Here is a 21,649-nt window from a genome sequence, read left to right on the forward strand (position 1 = left end):
TGTTAGGTTATGTACATCTATTGTACACTTCAATAAAAATGACCAGAAAACCATTTCGGTCATCTGGTCATTATCATATTCCTATTTCAAAAAAATTGCAAGCCTTTAATGATGATTTTTTTCATCTTTTTTTTCGTCACCATGATCCGTATCATCTGATGTTTCAGAATTATGATCCATCATATTATTATCCATGCTGTTATTGGCTTTTTCATCTTCTGGTACAACCTTTGTCATATCTGGATTTCCAGCAATAATTTGTTGCTTTGGCATATTATGAACACCGTTTGCTGTTGTATGTGCATACATAAAGTAAACACCGTCATGATCAAATGTAGTCGTTGCTTTATAAACACCGTCTTGCTCTAATTTCCCATCAATCATTTGTCCTTCATCACGTTTCCCTGATTCCCAAACTTCAAATTCTACAACAGCATCATCGACATTTTCTCCACCTTGTTCAACATGTGCTGCCAATTCAATTGTTTCATTGAGTGCTACTTCTTTTGGTGTTAAAATCTCAACTTCGGGGATTTGAGGTACTTCTGGTTCTGGTAAAGCCTCTTTTTTTTCTCCACACCCTACTAATAATGTAGGGACTGCAATTAGCGCAAATAACCACTTTTTCATCTTTTAATCCTCCATTAATGGCAACCGTATCTTCACGGCTGTGCCTTTTTCAACAACACTTTCAATTTCTAACGTACCTTGTAACTGTTTTAGTAACTGTTCAACAATAGATAAGCCTAGTCCACTACCACCGTCCGCTCGACTTCGTGCTTTGTTAACACGATAAAATCGCTCTGTAACATGTGATATATCCTCTGCTGGAATACCGATTCCATAATCCCTAATAGTAATTTGGGCACTACCAGCCTTTTCAGCCGCAACAATTTCCACTTTAGAATTTTCATGCGAGTAATTAATCGCATTTTCAATAATGTTAATAAAAATTTGTTTTAGCTTCACTTCATCCGCTTCAATAATTAGTGCATCATCTACATCTAAATATAAAGTTATGTTCTTTTTATTTGCTTGATGTGTTAATATTTTTTGAACCTCTCGTAATGTTTCACCTAACGGAATTGGATATAAATCAATATCGGTTTGTTCATTTTCTGTTCTTGCCAGTTGAAGTAATTCGTTTGTTAAGCGTTCCATGCGGTTGGCCTCACGGACGATTAGCTGAATGGTTTCTTCTTTTTGGCCTTCTGTAATGATGCCGTTTTGCATGGCTTCGCTATAGCCCTTTACATAGCTTATCGGTGTTCGTAATTCATGCGAGACTGTTGCCAAGAACGTTTTTTGTGCTTCATCCTCTTGCTGAATTGCCTCTGCCATTTTATTAAAGGTACTAGATAGTTTACCGATTTCATCTCGTGAATTGACAGGCACACGTGTCTCATAATTCCCATAGGACATCTGTTCCACTGCACGCTGTAAATCGCTTAATGGTCGCATAATATGTCGAATCCCTTTATAAATTAAATAGCTAGCGACTACTAAAAATATGAAGGCACTAATAAACAATAAAATAACGCCACTATTTGCCAATTCACTGATTTTGGCCAATGGGAAATAAATATAAATAATACCTTCTAATCGATTTTGATCAACAAGTGGTACAACCACCGAAATAAGTTGTCGATCAAAACGAGGCTCGTACCCAATTTTTTGCACATATTTTCCTGCTAATAATTTCTGTCTTTCCTCAGGACCAATCAATGTCTCATAATCTATATCAAATGGAACACAGGCACTTAATTCACGTGGATTCCTTACCGCAAATATATTCAAATTTGAATAATCATTAAATTGTTCGATATCTGCGATAAATTCATCCGTTACCTTTCCATTGTCATACATTGTCTGTAGCTTCAAACCGACTTCGACCATTGTATCTTCTGTATCTTGTACATATAAACGTTGATACAAAAAATTTGTGAGAACATACATAAAGACAACGGTAATAATTAAAAAAGCGAAAATTAACAACCAAATGCGAGTGGCAATCTTTTTCATTCGCCAGGATCAAAGCGGTAGCCCACTCCCCAAACGGTTTGAATATGTGCAGCCGCATCCTTTCCAAGCTTTATTCGCAACGTTTTAATATGTGTATCAACCGTGCGCGTACCACCTACATAATCAATATCCCAAATCCGTTCTAGTAATTGCTCTCTGGAATAGGCATTACCTGGATTTTTCATAAATAAGTGCAATAGCTCAAATTCCTTTAAAGTAAGTGGAATACTCTTTCCATCAACAGATACTTTTCGTGCTATTTCATCTATTTTAATAGAGCCAAAAATCACGTACTTCTGCTGTAGCTCTGTAATATTCGCACCACTTCTTCTTAATACAGCATAAATTCTAGCTACCAGTTCATCATGTGTAAATGGTTTAACAATATAATCATCCCCACCAAGTGTAAGACCTTTCACCTTATCCTCATTCGCATCACGTGCAGTCAGAAAAATAATCGGTACATTGGACATAGCACGAATGCTTTGACAAACAACAAAACCATCCTCATGTGGCATCATTACATCAAGTAATACTAAATCTATATTTTCACGTACTATTACATCGTAAGCCTCAGTTCCACTAGCGGCAGTAAATGTCTCTATATCAGAGTTATTGAGCATCATTTCAATTAAATTACGCATATCCTGCTCATCGTCAACTATTAATACAGTTGTCATCATTGTTCCTCCCTTACTAACAGCTGAAAAGCACCTTTCCCTACATCAACTGTTTTTTCCTTCTGGCCATCCTTTATAAAGTACAATGTGTGATCGTCATAGCCAGCGACAACAATATAATCTTTAAACTGATTCACTACAAAGGGATTTGCTCCAACCTCTTGCTGCCATTTGATATGACCATCAAAATCAGCCACATATAACTCGTTGTGACCATGACTTACAACAAGAACGGCATCTTTGGTCTTTTTTAACCCTACTGGCATCAAAGGCATGTCAATCTCTCCATGCAGTTGGCCTGTAGTCAAATCATATTTTTTAACTGAACTATTTGGCTTACTTCCTTCTCCATGACCGCCTATCCATAGTTCATGTGTTTCTTCTAGGACAGCTATTCCATGTGCAGATTTTTGAATCGGCCACTCTTGCTCAATAGTCAAATCCTTCATATTTAACACAGATAATTTTGTATCTTTAAAATTAATAACATACAGTTTATCCCTATAAGATGCCATTGACATCGGATAATTGCCAAGCTGTTGTGTGGCTAACTGATTGCCTTCTTGATCAAAGCTTGTCACTGTATTGGTTTTACTATTCGTGATAAAAAATTGCTTGATGTTGTCATCGTAGTATACATTGGTCGTACCAATCTCTACTTTTTTTGAATAGAGCTTTTCTCCAGTTGATATTGTATAGACGTCTATGTTATTTAATTGGTGTCCATATAATAAAACTTGGTCATCTCCTAATAGGATGGCCCCTGAATAAGCTTTATCAAATAACCATGTTGCAAGTACATTGCCATCCTCATCAATAAAATCTAATGATGGTTCTTGTATGTTTAATGAAGCTATAAAACTTCGTTCCCTTTCAATGGGTTCATATGACTTTTCAGCGCAACCCGCTAACCATAGAATTTGTAGTAACGAAAAAATGAAGAATGCCCATTTTTTCAACTTTATCACCTCTGCCCCTTTACTATACTTCACAATTGTGAAATTCGGGTGAAACTTGGAAGGTAAATTTATGACAAACCATGAAAATACATTTCACATTTCAGGCTCACAATCCCTCTATCAGTTCAATCATCCAACCAATATTTCCGTCCTTACATATATTACAAAGATAATGGTAAGGAGGAATATAGTATGATTTCCATTAGCTTATGTATGATTGTAAAAAATGAAGAAGATGTTATTGGTCGATGTCTTGAATCCGTCAAAGATCTAGTAGATGAAATTAATATTGTCGATACTGGATCAACAGATAGTACAAAACAAGTGGTTGCACAGTATACAGACAGAGTTTTTGATTTTAAATGGATACATCACTTTGCAGCAGCACGAAACTATTCCTTTCAACAAGCAACAAAGGAATACATCCTCTGGCTAGATGCAGATGATGTTTTTCTAGAGGAAGATCGACAAAAATTAAAGGCACTCAAAGCATCTCTAACCTCTAATGTAGATGCTGTTTCAATGAATTATCATTTAAGTTTCGATCATGAGGGTAATGCAGACGCCTTAATAAGAAGATATCGTCTAGTCAGAAGAGAAAAACAATTTCAATGGATTGGTGCAGTTCATGAATATTTAGAAGTCGGTGGCGTGTTGTTTGATAGTGATGTCGCCGTTAGCCATTTACCGTTAACCCACGATCACGCCCGAAATATTACGATTTATAGACAACTGATTGAAGCAGGAGAAACACTATCACCACGTGATACATTTTATTTTGCTAATGAATTAGTAGATCATGGTCAATTTGAGGAAGCTATTTACTATTATGAATTATTTTTAACCTCCAAATTAGGCTGGGTAGAAGATAATATTCGTGCCTGCTTAAAATTAGCAGATTGCTATTCCCATTTAAATGATAAAGAAAACAACTTCAATGCTATTTTACGAAGCTTTGAATACGATGTTCCCCGCCCCGAAGCCTGCTGTCGCCTAGGCTATCATTTCATGGAGCAATACAAGAATTACGAAGCAATTTTTTGGTACGAGCAAGCACTTGTTATTAAACAAAAATCAAACGCTCCTTTTCAAAACAAAAGCTTTTCTACATGGCTCCCTCACCTACAGCTCTGTGTGCTTTACGACCGCTTACAACAATATGAACTAGCCAATGCACATAATGAATTAGCTGGCTCGTTCATTCCAAATGATCCAAAAATTCTACACAATAAAGAATATTTCAAGCGTATTTTAACAATCAATCAAAATGACTCTTAAAAAATTTCAATAACCAACTAAAAAGTTTTAGCTCATATTCATATGATAAACATCCAATTATCTTAAAAACAGTTGCAACGAATCTATAAATAACTCTCGATTTACAAGTAATTAATAGTTATGTGTCTACCTCCCCTATCATTATTCAGAATACGATATTTGAGAGAGGAGGTGAGATTATGCATTTTGGAAATTTTATAGATAGAGTTTGCAGTAAGTGTCATTCATTTCCTTGTTGTTGTAAAACTGGCCCTATTCCAAGTTGTCCAATTTGGCCAGTAAAGCCTACAGGACCGACTGGTGGGATAACTGGTCCAACAGGTAGTACTGGTGTGACTGGCTCTACTGGGGCTACCGGCGTTACTGGCGTTACTGGCTCTACCGGGGCTACTGGCTCTACTGGGGTTACCGGGCCTACTGGGGTTACTGGCTCTACTGGGGTTACCGGACTGACTGGCATTACTGGGGCTACTGGCGTTACTGGGGCTACTGGGGTTACTGGGGTTACCGGACTGACTGGCATTACTGGCTCTACTGGCGTTACTGGGGCTACTGGCTCTACTGGGGCTACTGGCTCTACTGGGGCTACTGGCTCTACTGGGGCTACTGGGGCTACTGGGGCTACTGGGGCTACTGGGGCTACTGGGGCTACTGGGGCTACTGGGGCTACTGGGGCTACTGGGGCTACTGGGGCTACTGGGGCTACTGGGGCTACTGGGGCTACTGGGGCTACTGGGGCTACTGGGGCTACTGGGGCTACTGGGGCTACTGGGGCTACTGGGGTCACTGGCTCCACTGGGGATATCGGACTTACCGGAGTTACTGGAGTTACTGGCTCTACTGGGGTTACTGGACCTACTGGGGTTACTGGACCTACTGGCTCTACCGGCGTTACTGGCTCCACTGGGGTTATCGGACCTACCGGCGTTACTGGCTCTACTGGAGATATCGGACCTACCGGCGTTACTGGCTCTACTGGAGATATCGGACCTACCGGCGTTACTGGCTCTACTGGAGATATCGGACCTACCGGCGTTACTGGCTCTACTGGAGATATCGGACCTACCGGCGTTACTGGCTCTACTGGGGTTACCGGGCCTACTGGGGATACCGGCGTTACTGGCTTTACCGGGGCTACTGGCTCTACTGGACCTACTGGGGTTACCGGACCTACTGGGGTTACTGGCTCTACCGGCATTACTGGCTCTACTGGGGTTACCGGACCTACCGGAGTTACTGGCTCTACTGGAGATATCGGACCTACCGGGGTTACTGGCTCTACTGGAGATATCGGACCTACTGGGGTTACTGGCTCTACTGGCTCTACTGGCTCTACTGGCTCTACTGGAGATATCGGGCCTACTGGTGTTACTGGCTCTACTGGAGATATCGGACCTACCGGCGTTACTGGCTCTACTGGGGTTACCGGGGTTACCGGGGTTACCGGGGTTACCGGGCCTACTGGGGTTACTGGCTCTACTGGCTTTACCGGGGCTACTGGCTCTACTGGGGTTACCGGACCTACTGGGGTTACTGGCTCTACTGGGGCTACTGGGGTTACCGGGCCTACTGGCGTTACTGGCTTTACTGGGGATATCGGACCTACTGGAGCTACTGGCTCTACCGGCGTTACTGGCTCTACTGGGGTTACCGGACCTACTGGGGTTACCGGACCTACTGGGGTTACTGGCTCTACCGGCGTTACTGGCTCTACTGGGGTTACCGGGCCTACTGGGGTTACTGGCTCTACTGGGGTTACTGGCTCTACTGGAGATATCGGACCTACTGGCGTTACTGGCTCTACTGGGGCTACTGGGGTTACCGGGCCTACTGGCTTTACTGGCTTTACTGGCTTTACTGGGGATATCGGACCTACTGGGGCTACTGGCTCTACCGGCGTTACTGGCTCTACTGGGGATATTGGACCTACCGGCGTTACTGGATCAACTGGGGTAACCGGACCTACTGGGGTTACTGGCTCTACCGGCGTTACTGGCTCTACTGGGGTTACCGGGCCTACTGGCTCTACTGGCTCTACTGGCTCTACTGGCTCTACTGGCTCTACTGGCTTTACCGGGGCTACTGGCTCTACTGGCTCTACTGGCTCTACTGGCTCTACTGGCTTTACCGGGGCTACTGGCTCTACTGGACCTACTGGGGTTACCGGACCTACTGGCGTTACTGGCTCTACCGGCGTTACTGGCTCTACCGGCGTTACTGGCTCTACCGGCGTTACTGGGATTACTGGAGTTACTGGCTCTACCGGCGTTACTGGACCAACTGGGGTTACTGGCTCTACTGGAGATATCGGACCTACTGGGGCTACTGGCTCTACTGGAGATATCGGACCTACTGGCGTTACTGGCTCTACTGGAGATATCGGACCTACTGGGGCTACTGGTTCTACTGGGGTTACTGGCTCTACTGGGGTTACTGGCTCTACTGGAGATATCGGACCTACCGGCGTTACTGGCTCTGCTGGAGATATCGGACCTACTGGGGCTACTGGCTCTACTGGGGTTATCGGACCTACCGGCGTTACTGGGGTTACTGGACCTACTGGGATTACTGGGGCTACCGGCGTTACTGGACCGACTGGGGTTGCCGGTTCTACTGGCACTACTGGGACTACCGGCGCAACTGGACCTACTGGGATCGCTGGGGCTACTGGTTCTACTGGTTCTACTGGCACTACTGGGGCTACCGGCGTTACAGGACCGACTGGGGTTGTTGGTTCTACTGGCGCAACTGGCGTAACCGGGGCTACCGGGGCTACTGGGGTTGCCGGTTCTACTGGCACTACTGGGGCTACCGGCGCTACTGGACCGACTGGGGTTGCTGGCTCTACTGGCGTAACCGGGGCGACTGGACCAGCTTTTACCGAAGGATTCTCAGCATTTAAAAACACTTTAGCTGTTAGTGCGTCTACGTCTATCACTAACTGGAGTATAGCATCGCCTTACTTTACTACTCCTGCTTTTAATCCGACAACTGGCGTATTCACTGTACCAACTACGGGTAGATATTCCTTTGAAGCAACTATCAACTATTCTACTACTGCGGCCATTACTGTTGCTTTAGGAGTAGGAGTAAATCCTTCATTTGCAATCCGAAGAAATACATCAACAAATTTAATTAGCGGATTATTCCCTGTATTAAATGTAAACGTTGCACTTGTATTAACATTGCGTGCAATTCTTGGAAATGGCACTGTGACTTTGGCAGGTGAGGTACAACTAAACGCTGGAGATACTATTGATCTATTCTATGAAGCCAATGGCCTGACAATCGGTCTTACACTAGGCGGCGCTAACTCTGGTGGTATCGTTTGGTCATGTCATCGAATTTCTTAGAGCGAGGACATTGATAGCTAATACAGTTTTTAGTAGAAATATACAAAAAATAGTACAAACATTGATAATAAATGTTTGTACTATTTGCTTTCCATTACTTAAATATTTCCATTAATACTTCATCCGCAACATGTTTACCTTGCTGCACACACTCTGGAATCGATATTCCTTCAAACGAGCTTCCTGCAAGTTTGATAGTTGGAAAATGTTCTTGTAATTCCTGCTTGATACGTTGAACTTTCGCTTCATGTCCAACTGTATATTGTGGCATCGCATTTTTCCAACGTGTTACAACTGTTGTGATAGGTTCCCCATCAATACCAATCGTTTTCTTTAAATCCTGTAGCACGGTTTTTTCAATCTCCGTATCCGATAACGCCACTATCGCTTCGTCGCCCACTCGACCAATATAACTACGTAATAATACATAATCGTCTGGTGAGGTACCTGGCCATTTTCGATTCATCCAAGTACAAGAAGTAATCGAAAAATCACTATTTCTCGAGACATAAAAAGACAGTGCATCTAAATCACCGAGCTGTTCCTTTTTAAAGGCCATTGTAACGGTTGCAATAGTTGCAGCCTTCATAGTTCCCAATTCATGTAACAGACTTTTCTTACTAAACATTTTTTCAGCCATATTAAAAGGGGTAGCAATAATAACAGCATCCGCTTTGATATGCGAGAAATTATTGAGCATCACTTGAACTGAACCATCCTTGCCATGCTCTATTTCCTCTACTTTGACACCCTTCATAACTGTCCCAGGAAGTAGTGATTCTTCTATACTTTCAATGAGTGTTTCAAGGCCATTGCTAAAGGTTTGAAAGATTCCCTTATTTTCAGCTATCTGATGATTGCTTAAGAAATTTGTTCCTGACTTCTTCATACCAATCAGCAAACTACGATATTTTTGTTCTAAACTATACAACTGTGGGAAGGTTGAGCTCATACTTAATTGCTCAATATCTCCTGCAAATGTACCCGCTAGTAATGGTTCTACTAGATTTTCCACAATCTCAGCACCAAATCTTCTTCTAAAAAACGCGCCTAGCGGTTGATCGTCATCCTGTGCTGAACGAGGAATGAAAAAGTCCCCAGCCGCACGAACTTTACCGCTAAGTGAAAACAAGCCTGATGTTATGAAGGAGGAGATATGGGGTGTCTCTCCTGATAGGAGATGACTAGGTATTGGATATAACTGACTACCAACAGCAACATAATTTGGCCCTGCATTGCTTGTTAATAGTTTCTGTTCGATCCCAAGATCCTTTGCTAAAGCATTGACATAGTTTTCACGATCAAAAAAAGATTCTGGCCCACGCTCAATAATAAAGCCATCTTTTCTTAGAGTTTGAATTTTTCCGCCAAGACGTAATGACGACTCGACAAGTACGATATCTAATGGCAATTCTTTTTCGCTTGCTTCTTTTTGCATATAGAACGCAGCTGTAAGGCCTGTAATGCCACCGCCTACGACAACTACCTTTCGTCTTTTCTGAGTCACCAACATCATCACTTTCTTTTCGCTTAGCTTAATTTTTTATGAATTGCATCTACCATCGCATCAATAAATAATGGATGTGTGTTTGGCATCGCTGGACGGTAGTATTTTGCGCCAAGTTCATCACAAACTACTTTACATTCAAAATCATTGTCATACAACACTTCTAAATGCTCTGTTACAAAACCTACTGGTGTATAAACAAATGAACGGAAGCCCTTTTCTTCAAATAGCTCACGTGTTAAATCTTGAACATCTGGACCAATCCAAGGCTCTGGTGTTTGACCTGCTGATTGCCAGCCAACCTTTACATTTTTTAAACCTGTCGCAGCTTGAATAAGACGTGCTGTTTCAATTAGTTGATCTTCATATGGATCACCTAAGTTTTTAATTTTTTCAGGCAATGAATGAGCTGACACAATTAGACAAGCTGTCTCACGTTCTTCTTCTGACATTGCATTGAATGTCTCATTCACTTGTTGTGTCCAGTACTCAATGAATTTCGGCTCGTCATACCAAGATTCCACAGAAGTAATCTTTAAGCGACCTCCTGCTGCCTCTTCAGCACGACCATTATAAGACTTAATAGAGAATGTAGAGAAATGAGGAGCTAAAACAATAGAAACTGCTTCTTTTATGCCCTCTGCCAGCATTTGCTCTACTGCATCTTCAATAAATGGATGAATATGTTTTAAACCAATAAACAATTTATATTCTACAGCATCCTGTACTTCGTTCAAACGCGCACATAATGCTTCAGCTTGTGCTTGAGTTGCCGCAGCTAATGGGGACAAACCACCGATTGCTTCATAGCGACTACGTAAATCTTCTAAATGCTCTGCAGAAGGTTTACGTCCATGACGAATATGCGTATAGTAAGGTTCAATATCTTCTTCTTTATAAGGTGTTCCGTATGCCATTACTAATAAGCCTTTAACTTCTTTCATTACCCTTTTCACCTCTAAAATTGTTTTATGTTTTCATACATTATGTGATAAAAAGAAGCTGCCCAATCTTTATTATTGGACAGCTCCTTTTCTACATGGAAATTAAAACTTCCTATATAGAAAAGGACATATTATTTACACTTCATTGACTTCTATTAAGAACGAGCTTGAATTTGTTGAGCACTATATTCATGAATAAGCGTTGTAAGACGTTTTAAGACATCAGGGTCAACCTCTGGGAAAACACCATGTCCTAGATTAAAGATATGACCTGGCATTTCTAGACCTTGATCGATAATATCTTTTGTTCTTTTTTCAATAATTGACCAGTCCGCCAGTAATAGGGATGGATCTAAGTTACCCTGTACAGGTTTTGTAATGCCATTCGCACGTGCGTCTTTAATAGGTAAACGCCAGTCTAAGCCTACAACATCGATCGGTAAATCATTCCATTCTTTTGCTAAATGGCTAGCACCGACACCAAATTGAATTAATGGTACATTTTCTTTTTGCAACTCTGCAAAAATACGCGTCATAATTGGTTTAATAAATACGCGGTAATCCTCGACATTTAAAGCCCCAACCCATGAGTCAAACACTTGGATGGCTTTTGCGCCAGCTTTAATTTGAGCTGTTACATCTGCAATAATCATGTCAGCTAGTTTATCCATTAAAGCAAACCAAGCTTGAGGTTCTGAAACCATAAATGATTTTGTTTTATTATAGTTTCTTGAAGGACCACCTTCAATCATGTAGCTTGCAAGTGTAAATGGTGCCCCAGCAAAACCGATTAAAGGAACATTCAATTGCTCTTCGGCAAGTAACTTGATCGTCTCTAATACAAATGGTGTATGCTCTTTGGCATTAAATTCACCTAATTTTTCTACATCAGCTACTGAACGAATTGGATTTGAAATAACAGGACCAACGCCTGCTTTGATTTTTACATCTATCCCAATTCCAGGGAGAGGTGTGACTATATCTTTATATAAAATAGCTGCATCAACATTATAATTTTCTACAGGCAGACGAGTGACATACGCACATAGTTCAGGTTGATGTGTAATTTCCTCTAAGGAATACTTTTCTTTAATGGCACGATATTCTGGCTGAGATCGTCCTGCCTGACGCATATACCAAACAGGTGTATGTGCGGTCCTTTCTCCACGTGCAGCACGTAGAAGTGTATCATTAAAAGTTGTCATGAATAGTTCCTTCCCCTCGTTAAATTGTTACTATAAAAAAATCGCTTGTTTATTCCTTTATTATTGATATCCGTTTCCAATAGTAAACGCTTCCTCTGAAATTGTATAGTTTTCCTAGTGAAATGTCATAAAATTGTTCTTTCTCGACATATTCTTTTTGAACGGAGCGTTAGACTTCCGCTAGAAAGGGTATAATCACGCTATATTAGTAAGATTCATAAGGAGGATAAATTCATGTATATTTATTTAACTTCTGGTACTGGCGATTTTTTAGAGCAAGTAAAAAATAAGTATCCTAATGACCATATGATTTTAATTCATGGGGAAGGTAATTCTGTATTGATACATGAAACAGAAGGAAAAACAGTATTTGCGACGCCCCGTAAATTTGAAGTGCTAGATTCAGTAAATGATATAGAGGAACGTGGCTTCTTTGTTTTCAACAATATTCCTGTAACAGATGAAGGGCGTCCAGTTTTCGAGCACCGCTTTTTAGAGCGTTCACGCGCAATTGAAAATGAGCCAGGCTTTGTGGCATTCCGTTTATTACGTCCAATCAAGAGTGAGACTTATATTGTTATGACGCAATGGAATGGACCACATTCTTTTGAAGCATGGAAGAGCTCCAAAGCGTTTGAATCAGCCCATGCAAAAACAGACGATTCAACAGCCGTACGTCAGCAAAATATCTTTTCAGCAGCTTCCTATGTCACTACTTACAGTGCTATACCGAAAGAAGATACAGAGTAGATAGATAATAAAAAAGCTCATTTTCCGAATGCGAGCATTGGAAAATGAGCTTTTCAATTTGTCAGCTATAGCCTCTTCATTTGGACATTTTCGCTGTTAATTCACTAATCACTAAAACTAGGATAACGGCAATATAAAACATGGGCTGTGTAATGGCACATAAACCAACAATAATTGCTTGGGTAATCATTGCTAAACGTACAATTTGCTTTACAGCTAGTTGACGAGCATGATCTGGTAACGGATAGAGCATGTCCATTCGAAATTCACCACTAGATAGCAGCGCTTGTTTTAACTGAATTGTTGTGGCAAAGCTTAGTGCGCCTGCTACAATCCATGTAACGACAGGAATGTCTACAAAAGCTGCGATGACGGCAGAAATGGCCGTAAGACGAAGCCATAAATAGAAATGGTCATCTGTCCGGATAAAGGTACGGAACACCAAATACTTTTGAGTATTCTCCTTACCATACGGTACAAACCGATAGAGCCAGTCCATCAAGCCTCGACGCCGAATGCTTCCATGTAGATGAGGTACATCTGTAAAATAATTTGCAAAACGATAGAAGCTCATCATACGATTCTGTTCGAGCTTGACAAAATGCTCATACGGCACAGGTTCGCCAACTGATTTTTTTCTAAAAACAATAATATAAATAATGCTAATAACTGTAGCGACTACTGCTAATAGCAGCTGCGCATGAAGCCCCATATATAGAGCAGCAGCAAATATAACAGCTCGAATAAATCTATCCACCCAAACCATTTGTCCTCGTTCACTATAACGATAGCTGAATTCTCCTCGAACACTTAGATATTTCAATACAATGGTAAGTAAAAAAATCGTCCATATTTCCACCGTTGTTAATTCCGTCACAGCTTTTAATAACGGGATACTAACAATATAGACAATCGCTACAATCCACACCTGAGACCAAAACGTCCAAGCCAGCGCCTTGCTGAAATACAGAGACATTTTTGATTCTAAAGGTAATAAGTATACTTGATCTGGCTCTCTCAACAGTGTAGTCGGACGGCTAAAGGCCAATAAAATCCCTATGATAACAGCTACCACGATTTCTGCTGGAAAGTCTGGTTGAACAACTTTCAGCCATTCGCTATATTGATAGCCCCCTGCTCCTATTAGAAATACAAGTACAATGGCAATATGCCCTGTAAATATAAATTGCATATATTTTTGTACTTCTCCTATATAATGCATGAAGCGAGAGGACCATACATCACGCAAGTTCTTCATGGTCCCGCTCCTTTGTCATAGCAATATAAAGGTCATCTAATGTCGCATACGGCATAGCAAATGATTGACGTAAATCAGCCATTGTTCCTTGTGCTCGCACTCTTCCTTCATGTAATAAAATAATGCGATCACAATGCTTTTCAGCTGTCGATAGAATATGTGTAGACATTAATATAGAAGCGCCTTCTTTTTTCTTTTCATCCATTTGGTCTAATAACGATTGAATACCTAGTGGATCTAATCCCACAAAAGGCTCATCAATAATATATAGACTTGGATTCACTAAAAAGGCACACATAATCATGACTTTTTGACGCATTCCCTTTGAAAAGTGTGAAGGGAACCAATTTAATCTTTTCTCCATTCGAAACTCTTTTAACAGCACCTCAGAACGAGCATCGAGTGTTGCTTTGTCTATACCGTAAGCCATTGCTGTTAATTCTAAATGCTCTCTTAATGTTAGCTCATCGTATAATACAGGGGTCTCAGGAATATAAGAAAAAGCTGTACGATACTTGTCCGTATCTTCCTTTAATGTCACACCATTTAAACGAATGTCCCCTTCCTTTGGCAACATCGTTCCTATAATATGTTTAATCGTTGTACTTTTACCTGCTCCATTTAAGCCGATTAAGCCAACTAATTCACCTTTTCCAATCGTAAAAGATAGATCTTTAATAACAGGTTTTCTTGTATAACCACCTGTCACATGCTGTACCTCTAATACTGACATATCCTCACTCCTCTTCTTGTTTTATATTTTATCAAAAATTAGCAAATGATACAGGTTTGAGTATGATAGAATGTACTTACATATACGTTAAGGGGGAAATTCTTATGAGCGATTGCCTATTTTGCAAAATTATTGACGGATCCATTCCAAGTACAAAAGTTTATGAAGACGATCATGTCTATGCATTCACAGACATTTCACCTGTTGCAAAAGGACACACACTATTAATTCCAAAGCATCACTGCCAAGATCTATTCGAGATGCCAGAGGAAGTGGCACGTAATCTATATGCTGTTGCACCAAAAATCGCGAATGCTATTAAAGCAGCGTTTCAGCCAATAGGTTTAAATACAATTAATAACAACGGTGCTGCCGCTGGACAAACGGTTTTCCACTACCACTTACATTTTATTCCGCGTTACGATGAAAAAGAAGGGCTAGGCCTAATTTGGCAAACACAAAAGTACACACCAGAGCAGTTGGCAGAAGTAGCAAAAAATATTAAAGCCAATCTATAAGCCATTTGTAATATATTAACATTGGAATGTTCAGAATGCTGTATTGCAAATTTTAAAAATTTAGCGTACAATCACAAATAAGTTTCGCTAGCGGTCAAGAGGACACGCTAGGAGACAAATAGATTAGCATAGTCGAGGAGAGATTCAAATGAATACAAAGAATTTAGTATTAATGGCACTGTTAGTAGGTGTCGGTGCTGCACTTTATGTGGTTACACCAGGAATGGTGAATGGGATGAAGCCTGATTTTATGTTAACCATGATGTTTATTGGCATTTTATTGTTCCCAACTGTGAAAGAAACGTTCCTACTTTCTCTTTCAACAGGAGTGCTTTCAGGTTTATTTACAACATTCCCAGCAGGTCTAGTTCCAAATATTATTGATAAAGCTGTTACTGGTTTTGTATTTTTAGCTGCTTTACTCATTCTCAAAAAACTGGCAGGTCATTTCGCCGTATCTGCTGTCTTAGTTGGCTTGGGAACGATTCTTTCAGGAACTGTCTTTTTGGCAGTAGCGCTTTTTGTGTTCAATGCAAATGTTGGTGCAACATTTGCGATGCTATTTATTGGCGTTGTCCTTCCAGCTGTCGCATTTAACGTTGTTGCGTTTGCTGTTATTTATCCAATTATTGCAAAATTAGTGAAGCGCTCTAAATTCAATACAGCTATTTCTCAAATTTCATAAATAAACACTTTAAATAATCAAAAGAAACTAAACTGTGACGGTCAAATCACTCGTTTAGTTTCTTTTTTCTTTTTGTATTTGTGCATTTCATGGTTTAATAGTAGATAAACATGACTAGAAATGAGGTATCCAATATGAAAGCAAAACCATTTTTACTTGGACTAACAACAGGCATTATCGGTGGAACAATCGCTGTACTTTTCTCAACACCGCAATCTGGACAACAGCTACGTGCTTCTGTCAAACAAAATGTTGACCAAACAAAAGGTATGCTCCTTGATGTAAAACAACAAGTAGGGACTGTTAAACAATCTGTTAATACATTAACAAATGAAGTTAAAAATAATATCCCGCAAATAATAAATGATTTAAAGCAAACAATAACGACTTTTACGGAAGAAATTGAACCTACAAAAAATAATTTACAACAAGAATTAGATGCTTTACAGAATTCGATAAGCGAAATCGAGAAAAACATTGCACAAATAACAGAAAACAAGAAAAAACCGCAAGAAAAAGTTAGCGACTAAAGTCCTTGGTAATAGGTGAATAATCTATTTTTTTAGTAAAAACTATTGCTATAATATTATTTTTTAGCCACTTTTCAATTTTTTAATTTTTCTAACTTTAAACTTTTTTCCTTTACTGCTATAATATTTTTAAAAATGTGAAAGAAAGCAGTAGGTGATGGCTTTGTCAGAGGAATTATATACACAAAAAGAAGCGATGCTTTATAGTCAGAGAATCGCGCAGTTATCAAAAGCGCTGTGGAAAGCGGTTGAAAAGGATTGGCAACAATGGATTAAACCTTATGATTTAAATATTAATGAACACCATATTTTATGGATTTCATACCATTTAAAAGGGGCTTCCATTTCTGATGTTGCAAAATTTGGCGTGATGCATGTTTCTACAGCATTTAATTTCTCCAAAAAACTAGAAGAGCGTGGCTTTCTTAAGTTTTCCAAACGTGATGACGATAAACGTAATACGTATGTTGAGCTTACCGAAGCTGGCACAGAACTCATTATAGAGATGAATAAAAACTACCATAATACGTATCATTCCGTACTGGAAGGATCACTAGCATTAAAAGATTTATATGGCCGTTTCCCTGATTTTTTAGATGTAATGGCTGTTATTCGCAATATCTATGGTGAGGATTTCATCGACATTTTCGAACGCTCCTTCCAACATTTCCGCGATTCCTTTGACACGCTAGAAGAACGCACACCTGTAAAAGGATAAGACGAAGCTTCAAACTGCACATAATTTTTCCTGCAATTATTTATAAGTTGAACATAATGAGTTATACTACTGTTCATTCAGGAATAAGTCATGTGAAAGGAGGTATTTCAGAAATATTTCTGAAGTACCTCCTTTTTCTTGCATTCTAACATAATTCAATTTACATTAAATAGGACACTTCCTATTTCGGAGTTGATAATAACCATGCATTGCTGGAAAATTTTAAATTTAGAACATCATTACGGTACTACGCGTATTATTATAATGAGTGTCATTACTTTTTTAGTGGTCTTTTCTGTTTCGTATGTAACGTTTAATTTATTCAATGAAGAGCATTATACAGATCGTTTATTCTGGCTCTTTGTAATAGCTGTGTTAACACTCTATCCTATTCACAAATTTTTGCACTTTTTGGCGCTATACGATTTACGCCAACATTTAAAATTACGCGTACGTAGTCAATTTTATATAATTCCTGTTTTACACATGCGAATTCGAGAGCCTTTATCTAAAAATCGTTACATCTTAGCATTACTTACGCCTTTTATCGTTGTAAACACTAGTATTATAGTTGGAACATGGCTTTTACCAGCCTATACACATTATGGGACATTGCTGTTAGCCTATCATTGTAGTCTATGTCTGATTGATATCCTTTACGTGAAGTATCTATTGAATTCACCTAGAAATTCGCAAATAGAAGAAACACCTAAAGGCTATGAAATTTTAGTTCCACCAACTGTTCACTAAATGCTTGTACTTGTTTTTTATTGGCGTTCTTTGTTATGCTATTACTATTGAAAGAGGGGAGGAATAGACTTGCTATTAATGATTGTAGTTCTATTCTCGGTATTCTATTTATTTCAAATTAACCGCATGACATATGCTCTATGCATGCGACGTGAAATTCCCGAAGAAAACCAACCAAAAATATTCCGAACTATAAATATACTTATTACGATCCTACTTGTCTCATTCTACATTGAAATTTTATATGCAGTATAACAGAAAAATCCATTACGCCTCGGCGTAATGGTTTCTAAATTTTTCTAGGCTTTTTTTAAAAAATTTATGACATCCGCGCCCGTCCGCACGCTCGAAGATAAGTCGAGCCCCCCATGCAACAACTTTTTCTAGCCAATCAGATTGGCTAGAATCTCAGGCATGCGGCGCGAATGTCTAACATTGTTAAGAAAAGCTAAGAGTTAAAGCTCTTAGCTTTTCACTGTTTTATTAATTAGTATAGGAACGCTGCACCAACGATAATTAATAAAATAAATAACACAACTAATAAAGCAAAGCCTGAGCCGTAGCCACCGCCACCGTATCCTCCGTTGCCCATAACTTCACCCCCTTTCTTTTCTATATCCTATGCGCTTCAAAATTTGAAATATAGGCAATACTCAAGGGGGAACCATTTTGTTTTTAAATCGTTTATGTTATAGTAAAAAATGGACGAAACCATGTTAGGAGAGAATATCCACTATGAAAAAGACAGTTTTATCTTTAACTTTAGCTGCGTCTGTATTAGCGCTTGGTGCTTGTAGCGGCGGAGACAGCAAAGCAATCGTTACTTCTAAAGTGGGCGATATTTCAGTAGCTGATTTTAATGAAAAGGCAAAAGCTTTAACAGGCTCATATGTAATGCAGCAAATGGTGACTGAAAAAGTTTTAGCTGACAAATATGAAGTAACAGATAAAGAAATCAAAGAAGCTTATGACACAACTGCATCACAATTTGGTGATGGCTTTACACAAGCACTTGCTGAAAGTGGCTTAACAGAACAAGGCTTTAAAGATTCTTTACGTGTCCAACTTCTTCAAGAAAAAGCTTTAAAAGATCAAGCTATTAAAGAAGAAGATGTGAAAAAATACTACGAGCAAATGAAAACAGAACTAAATGGTCGTCATATTTTAGTAGCAGATGAAAAAACAGCTAAAGAAGTGATTGAAAAAATCAAGGGTGGCGCTAAGTTTGAGGACGTAGCAAAAGAGTACTCAACTGATACTGGCTCTGCTCAAAAAGGTGGAGAGCTTGGATGGTTCTCTGTAGGTTCAATGGTAGACGAGTTTAACGATGCTGCTTATGCTCTTGAATTAAATACATTAAGTGAGCCAGTAAAATCTAGCTTTGGTTATCACGTAATTGAAATTACGGACAAGCGTGATGTTAAGGGTGTTGGTTCATTTAAAGATGAAGAAGAAAACATTCGTTCAACTATGTTAAATAAACTGAATCAAACTGGTGAAGCTCAAACAATTCTAAAAGACATCATTGCAAAAATGGCAAAAGATGCAGATGTTAAAACATCTGATAAAGATTTAAAAGATTCACTAGAATTCTTCACAACAACAAGTGAAGAACAAGCAAAAGCAGCTGAAGAAGCAGCTAAAAAAGCTGAAGAAAATGCTGCAAAAGAAGATTCTGAAGACAAAGCAGAAGATACTGACAAGGAATCTAAATAAATTAGAGACTAGTGTTAATATCTATAACAAAAAGAAGCATCTGACATTTTAGATGCTTCTTTTCTTAGTGTTGAAAAACAAAACCATCAATAGAATTTTTGTGAAAGGTGAAAATGGTTTCCGTTGCAGGCTACTTGCTTTCCTGTGGGCGAGCGCCGAGCCGCTTCCTCCGCTCCCGCTCCGTTTAGTGGCTCGTCTGTCTCGCTATCCCACGGGAGTCAAGTAGCCCTCCACTCCAACCTACAAAATGTTAACTTTTTAGCAAAGTTTTCAAATAAAGTGAAGGTCTTCACTACCCATTTTATGGAGGGCTTTTGACACTCATCACTTCTTCGCAATGAAATTAAGAGTCTATCCTTTCTCTAATCATACAAATAATAGGCTAATTTGATTACTACGGCTAGCTAGTATGAAAGATAAGGAAAAGCCACTTTTGCAGAATGGTTGATTGGAGTGGAGCCAGCGTCACTCCTAGGGGATTTAGCGTCACAGAGGAAACCCTGGAGCGAACGCAAGTGAGTGAAGCGGCTCATCGGACGCCCCCTGGAAAGGACGCTGGCGGAACGGAAATCAACCTCTCACCTTGCAAAGTTGCTTTTTCTGCCGTTGACATCATCTTTTTGCAACAACATGAAAAGAAGCATCTGACATTTCAGATGCTTCTTTTTTCTTCTCTATTTTACTTTAAACTGACTAATTTCAGCTTGTAAGTCATTTGACATTGTTTGAAGTACATTTGCCGCGCTTGCGATTTCCTCATTAGAGGCGCTTTGTTGCTCGATTGATAAAGCTATGTGCTGTATGCCTGAAGACGTACCATTCGCAATACCTACAATTTCTTTTACAGCATCGTCTGTTTGGCTTGCCTTGTCATTGACACGCAATACAATATCCGTTACTTCCTTTGTACGATGACTAATCTGTTGCAAATATACGACAATATTTTTAAAGGCATCGCCTGTCTGTTCAACAGCCTCACGCCCTTCCTCCACAAACTGTGTTCCACTATTAATAGCATAAACAGCACTGGAGGTTTGCTTTAAGATATCATCTACTAATGTTCGAATATTGTCTGCAGCCCTTCCAGATTCCTCCGCTAGCTTTCTTACCTCATCCGCTACAACCGCAAATCCTTTTCCAGCCTCTCCAGCACGTGCCGCTTCAATAGAGGCATTCAATGCAAGAAGGTTTGTTTGATCTGTAATACTTGTAATCAGCGCTACAATCGTACTAATTTCCTTTGATTTTTCACCTAAAGCATTCACAACTGCTGTTGACTGATAGACAGATTCATTAATTGTATTCATTTTATCCATCGTTTGCTCAATTAACTGTAAGCCTAAATCCGCTTTTTGGTTTGTTTCATTCGCTATAGATGCAACTGCCTGTACAGCAGAAGATGCATGATCCATATCTTTAGTAATTAAATGTGCTGATTCAGATAATAAATCCATTTGCCCCAATTGTCCTTCTGCACTGGAGGCAATCTCCCCAATTGCAGTAGAAATGGTTTCAACTGTTTGACTACTTTGCTCTGTAATCATTGTAAATTCCTTTGTAAAAGTCGATACATCTGTAGATGCTTTATTCGTCTTTTCAATGACCGTGCCAATTTGCTCCAACATATGATTAAATTCAGTCGATAATTGACCAATTTCATCTTTCAAATGATCATCAATTCGTACAGTTAAATCGCCATCAGCAGCCTGTGTCATAGCATTTAACACACGCTTTACACGCCTTAAGACGATATACCTTGTGCATAATGAAATAATTACTGTGCCAATAAACAACGAAATAAATGTATTAATGACAACACCCGCACTACCATTTAATTGCACTACCTTTTCGAATTGACGACTCACAAACTCTGAAATATGGGAGCTTATAAACAAACTTATACCAATAGCTAGTATCATTTTGAAAATCAAACTTTTCCAAAACTTAATTTTCCGCGAAAAAAGTCCCTCTGTATCCATTGCTTTTCCCCATTCCTATAATTTCTCTCTCTATTCTAAAAGAAATACTAATATTGGTACAATA

The 21,649-nt window shown here is 39.5% G+C and carries 21 protein-coding genes; 10 read left to right on the plus strand and 11 right to left on the minus strand.

The window, feature by feature from the left end; all coding sequences use genetic code 11:
- Positions 1 to 105 precede the first annotated feature (105 nt).
- From JTI58_RS04375 to JTI58_RS04390, 4 genes are read right to left on the minus strand one after another with little or no spacing between them, the layout of a single operon-like run.
- Entirely contained in the window at positions 106 to 630 is a 525-nt protein-coding gene (locus JTI58_RS04375) for a FixH family protein (RefSeq protein ID WP_205445476.1), read from the minus strand.
- Between the two features lie 3 nt (positions 631 to 633).
- On the minus strand, positions 634 to 2,022 hold the full coding sequence (locus JTI58_RS04380) for a sensor histidine kinase (RefSeq protein ID WP_205445477.1): 1,389 nt from the start codon (positions 2,020 to 2,022) through the stop codon (positions 634 to 636).
- Entirely contained in the window at positions 2,019 to 2,702 is a 684-nt protein-coding gene (locus JTI58_RS04385) for a response regulator transcription factor (protein WP_205445479.1), read from the minus strand. The genes JTI58_RS04380 and JTI58_RS04385 overlap by 4 nt, the downstream gene beginning before the upstream one ends.
- The gene (locus JTI58_RS04390; RefSeq protein WP_243456309.1) at positions 2,702 to 3,670 is read right to left on the minus strand and encodes a YncE family protein; all 969 of its coding nucleotides are present in this window, start codon (positions 3,668 to 3,670) and stop codon (positions 2,702 to 2,704) included. The genes JTI58_RS04385 and JTI58_RS04390 overlap by 1 nt, the downstream gene beginning before the upstream one ends.
- 183 nt (positions 3,671 to 3,853) lie before the next feature.
- On the opposite strand from JTI58_RS04390, the gene JTI58_RS04395 reads away from it, so the two are divergent.
- Together JTI58_RS04395 and JTI58_RS25190 are read left to right on the plus strand one after the other, a co-directional pair.
- On the plus strand, positions 3,854 to 4,939 hold the full coding sequence (locus JTI58_RS04395; RefSeq protein WP_205445483.1) for a glycosyltransferase family 2 protein: 1,086 nt from the start codon (positions 3,854 to 3,856) through the stop codon (positions 4,937 to 4,939).
- Positions 4,940 to 5,118: 179 nt separating this feature from the next.
- Positions 5,119 to 8,292, plus strand: coding sequence for a beta strand repeat-containing protein (locus JTI58_RS25190; protein ID WP_431844393.1), 3,174 nt, complete (start codon positions 5,119 to 5,121; stop codon positions 8,290 to 8,292).
- A 94-nt stretch (positions 8,293 to 8,386) separates the two neighbouring features.
- Here JTI58_RS25190 and hemY read toward each other — a convergent pair whose 3' ends face one another.
- The 3 genes from hemY to hemE form a co-directional block, all read right to left on the minus strand.
- A complete protein-coding gene (gene hemY, locus JTI58_RS04405) occupies positions 8,387 to 9,808 on the minus strand; it encodes a protoporphyrinogen oxidase (protein ID WP_205445485.1) in 1,422 nt (473 codons plus the stop codon).
- Positions 9,809 to 9,822: 14 nt separating this feature from the next.
- Positions 9,823 to 10,743 carry a ferrochelatase gene (gene hemH, locus JTI58_RS04410; protein ID WP_205445487.1) on the minus strand — a complete coding sequence of 307 codons (921 nt, stop codon included), beginning with the start codon at positions 10,741 to 10,743 and terminating at the stop codon, positions 9,823 to 9,825.
- Positions 10,744 to 10,898: 155 nt separating this feature from the next.
- A complete protein-coding gene (gene hemE / locus JTI58_RS04415; RefSeq protein WP_205445488.1) occupies positions 10,899 to 11,948 on the minus strand; it encodes a uroporphyrinogen decarboxylase in 1,050 nt (349 codons plus the stop codon).
- A gap of 234 nt (positions 11,949 to 12,182) precedes the next feature.
- On the opposite strand from hemE, the gene JTI58_RS04420 reads away from it, so the two are divergent.
- Complete coding sequence (locus tag JTI58_RS04420) at positions 12,183 to 12,698, plus strand: antibiotic biosynthesis monooxygenase family protein (protein WP_205445490.1); 516 nt, start codon at positions 12,183 to 12,185, stop codon at positions 12,696 to 12,698.
- Positions 12,699 to 12,774: 76 nt separating this feature from the next.
- On the opposite strand, the gene JTI58_RS04425 is transcribed toward JTI58_RS04420, so the two are convergent.
- Positions 12,775 to 13,956: an ABC transporter permease gene (locus tag JTI58_RS04425; RefSeq protein ID WP_205445492.1), complete on the minus strand. Its 1,182-nt coding sequence runs from the start codon at positions 13,954 to 13,956 to the stop codon at positions 12,775 to 12,777.
- Positions 13,940 to 14,689, minus strand: coding sequence for an ABC transporter ATP-binding protein (locus tag JTI58_RS04430; RefSeq protein ID WP_115674062.1), 750 nt, complete (start codon positions 14,687 to 14,689; stop codon positions 13,940 to 13,942). Before JTI58_RS04430 ends, JTI58_RS04425 begins: the two co-directional genes overlap by 17 nt.
- Positions 14,690 to 14,793: 104 nt before the next feature.
- Between JTI58_RS04430 and JTI58_RS04435 the strand changes: the two genes are divergently transcribed.
- From JTI58_RS04435 to JTI58_RS24795, 6 genes are all read left to right on the plus strand, one after another.
- Entirely contained in the window at positions 14,794 to 15,207 is a 414-nt protein-coding gene (locus JTI58_RS04435) for an HIT family protein (protein ID WP_205445493.1), read from the plus strand.
- A gap of 148 nt (positions 15,208 to 15,355) precedes the next feature.
- Entirely contained in the window at positions 15,356 to 15,892 is a 537-nt protein-coding gene (locus JTI58_RS04440; RefSeq protein ID WP_205445495.1) for a tryptophan transporter, read from the plus strand.
- 134 nt (positions 15,893 to 16,026) lie between these two features.
- Positions 16,027 to 16,422, plus strand: coding sequence for a YtxH domain-containing protein (locus JTI58_RS04445; protein ID WP_048391751.1), 396 nt, complete (start codon positions 16,027 to 16,029; stop codon positions 16,420 to 16,422).
- 157 nt (positions 16,423 to 16,579) lie between these two features.
- On the plus strand, positions 16,580 to 17,140 hold the full coding sequence (locus tag JTI58_RS04450) for an HTH-type transcriptional regulator Hpr (protein WP_004230760.1): 561 nt from the start codon (positions 16,580 to 16,582) through the stop codon (positions 17,138 to 17,140).
- A 204-nt stretch (positions 17,141 to 17,344) separates the two neighbouring features.
- Positions 17,345 to 17,890, plus strand: a complete 546-nt coding sequence (locus JTI58_RS04455) for a DUF3267 domain-containing protein (RefSeq protein WP_205445496.1) — start codon at positions 17,345 to 17,347, stop codon at positions 17,888 to 17,890.
- Between the two features lie 69 nt (positions 17,891 to 17,959).
- On the plus strand, positions 17,960 to 18,145 hold the full coding sequence (locus JTI58_RS24795) for a hypothetical protein (RefSeq protein ID WP_008173337.1): 186 nt from the start codon (positions 17,960 to 17,962) through the stop codon (positions 18,143 to 18,145).
- Positions 18,146 to 18,377: 232 nt separating this feature from the next.
- Here JTI58_RS24795 and JTI58_RS04460 read toward each other — a convergent pair whose 3' ends face one another.
- Positions 18,378 to 18,482 carry a YjcZ family sporulation protein gene (locus tag JTI58_RS04460; RefSeq protein ID WP_004230765.1) on the minus strand — a complete coding sequence of 35 codons (105 nt, stop codon included), beginning with the start codon at positions 18,480 to 18,482 and terminating at the stop codon, positions 18,378 to 18,380.
- 143 nt (positions 18,483 to 18,625) lie between these two features.
- Between JTI58_RS04460 and JTI58_RS04465 the strand changes: the two genes are divergently transcribed.
- Positions 18,626 to 19,606, plus strand: a complete 981-nt coding sequence (locus JTI58_RS04465) for a peptidylprolyl isomerase (protein ID WP_205445498.1) — start codon at positions 18,626 to 18,628, stop codon at positions 19,604 to 19,606.
- A 674-nt stretch (positions 19,607 to 20,280) separates the two neighbouring features.
- Here JTI58_RS04465 and JTI58_RS04470 read toward each other — a convergent pair.
- Positions 20,281 to 21,585: a methyl-accepting chemotaxis protein gene (locus JTI58_RS04470; protein ID WP_205445500.1), complete on the minus strand. Its 1,305-nt coding sequence runs from the start codon at positions 21,583 to 21,585 to the stop codon at positions 20,281 to 20,283.
- Positions 21,586 to 21,649 lie beyond the last annotated feature (64 nt).

Origin of the sequence: Lysinibacillus fusiformis (assembly GCF_016925635.1) — a bacterium.
Taxonomy (GTDB): Bacteria; Bacillota; Bacilli; order Bacillales_A; family Planococcaceae; genus Lysinibacillus; species Lysinibacillus fusiformis_F.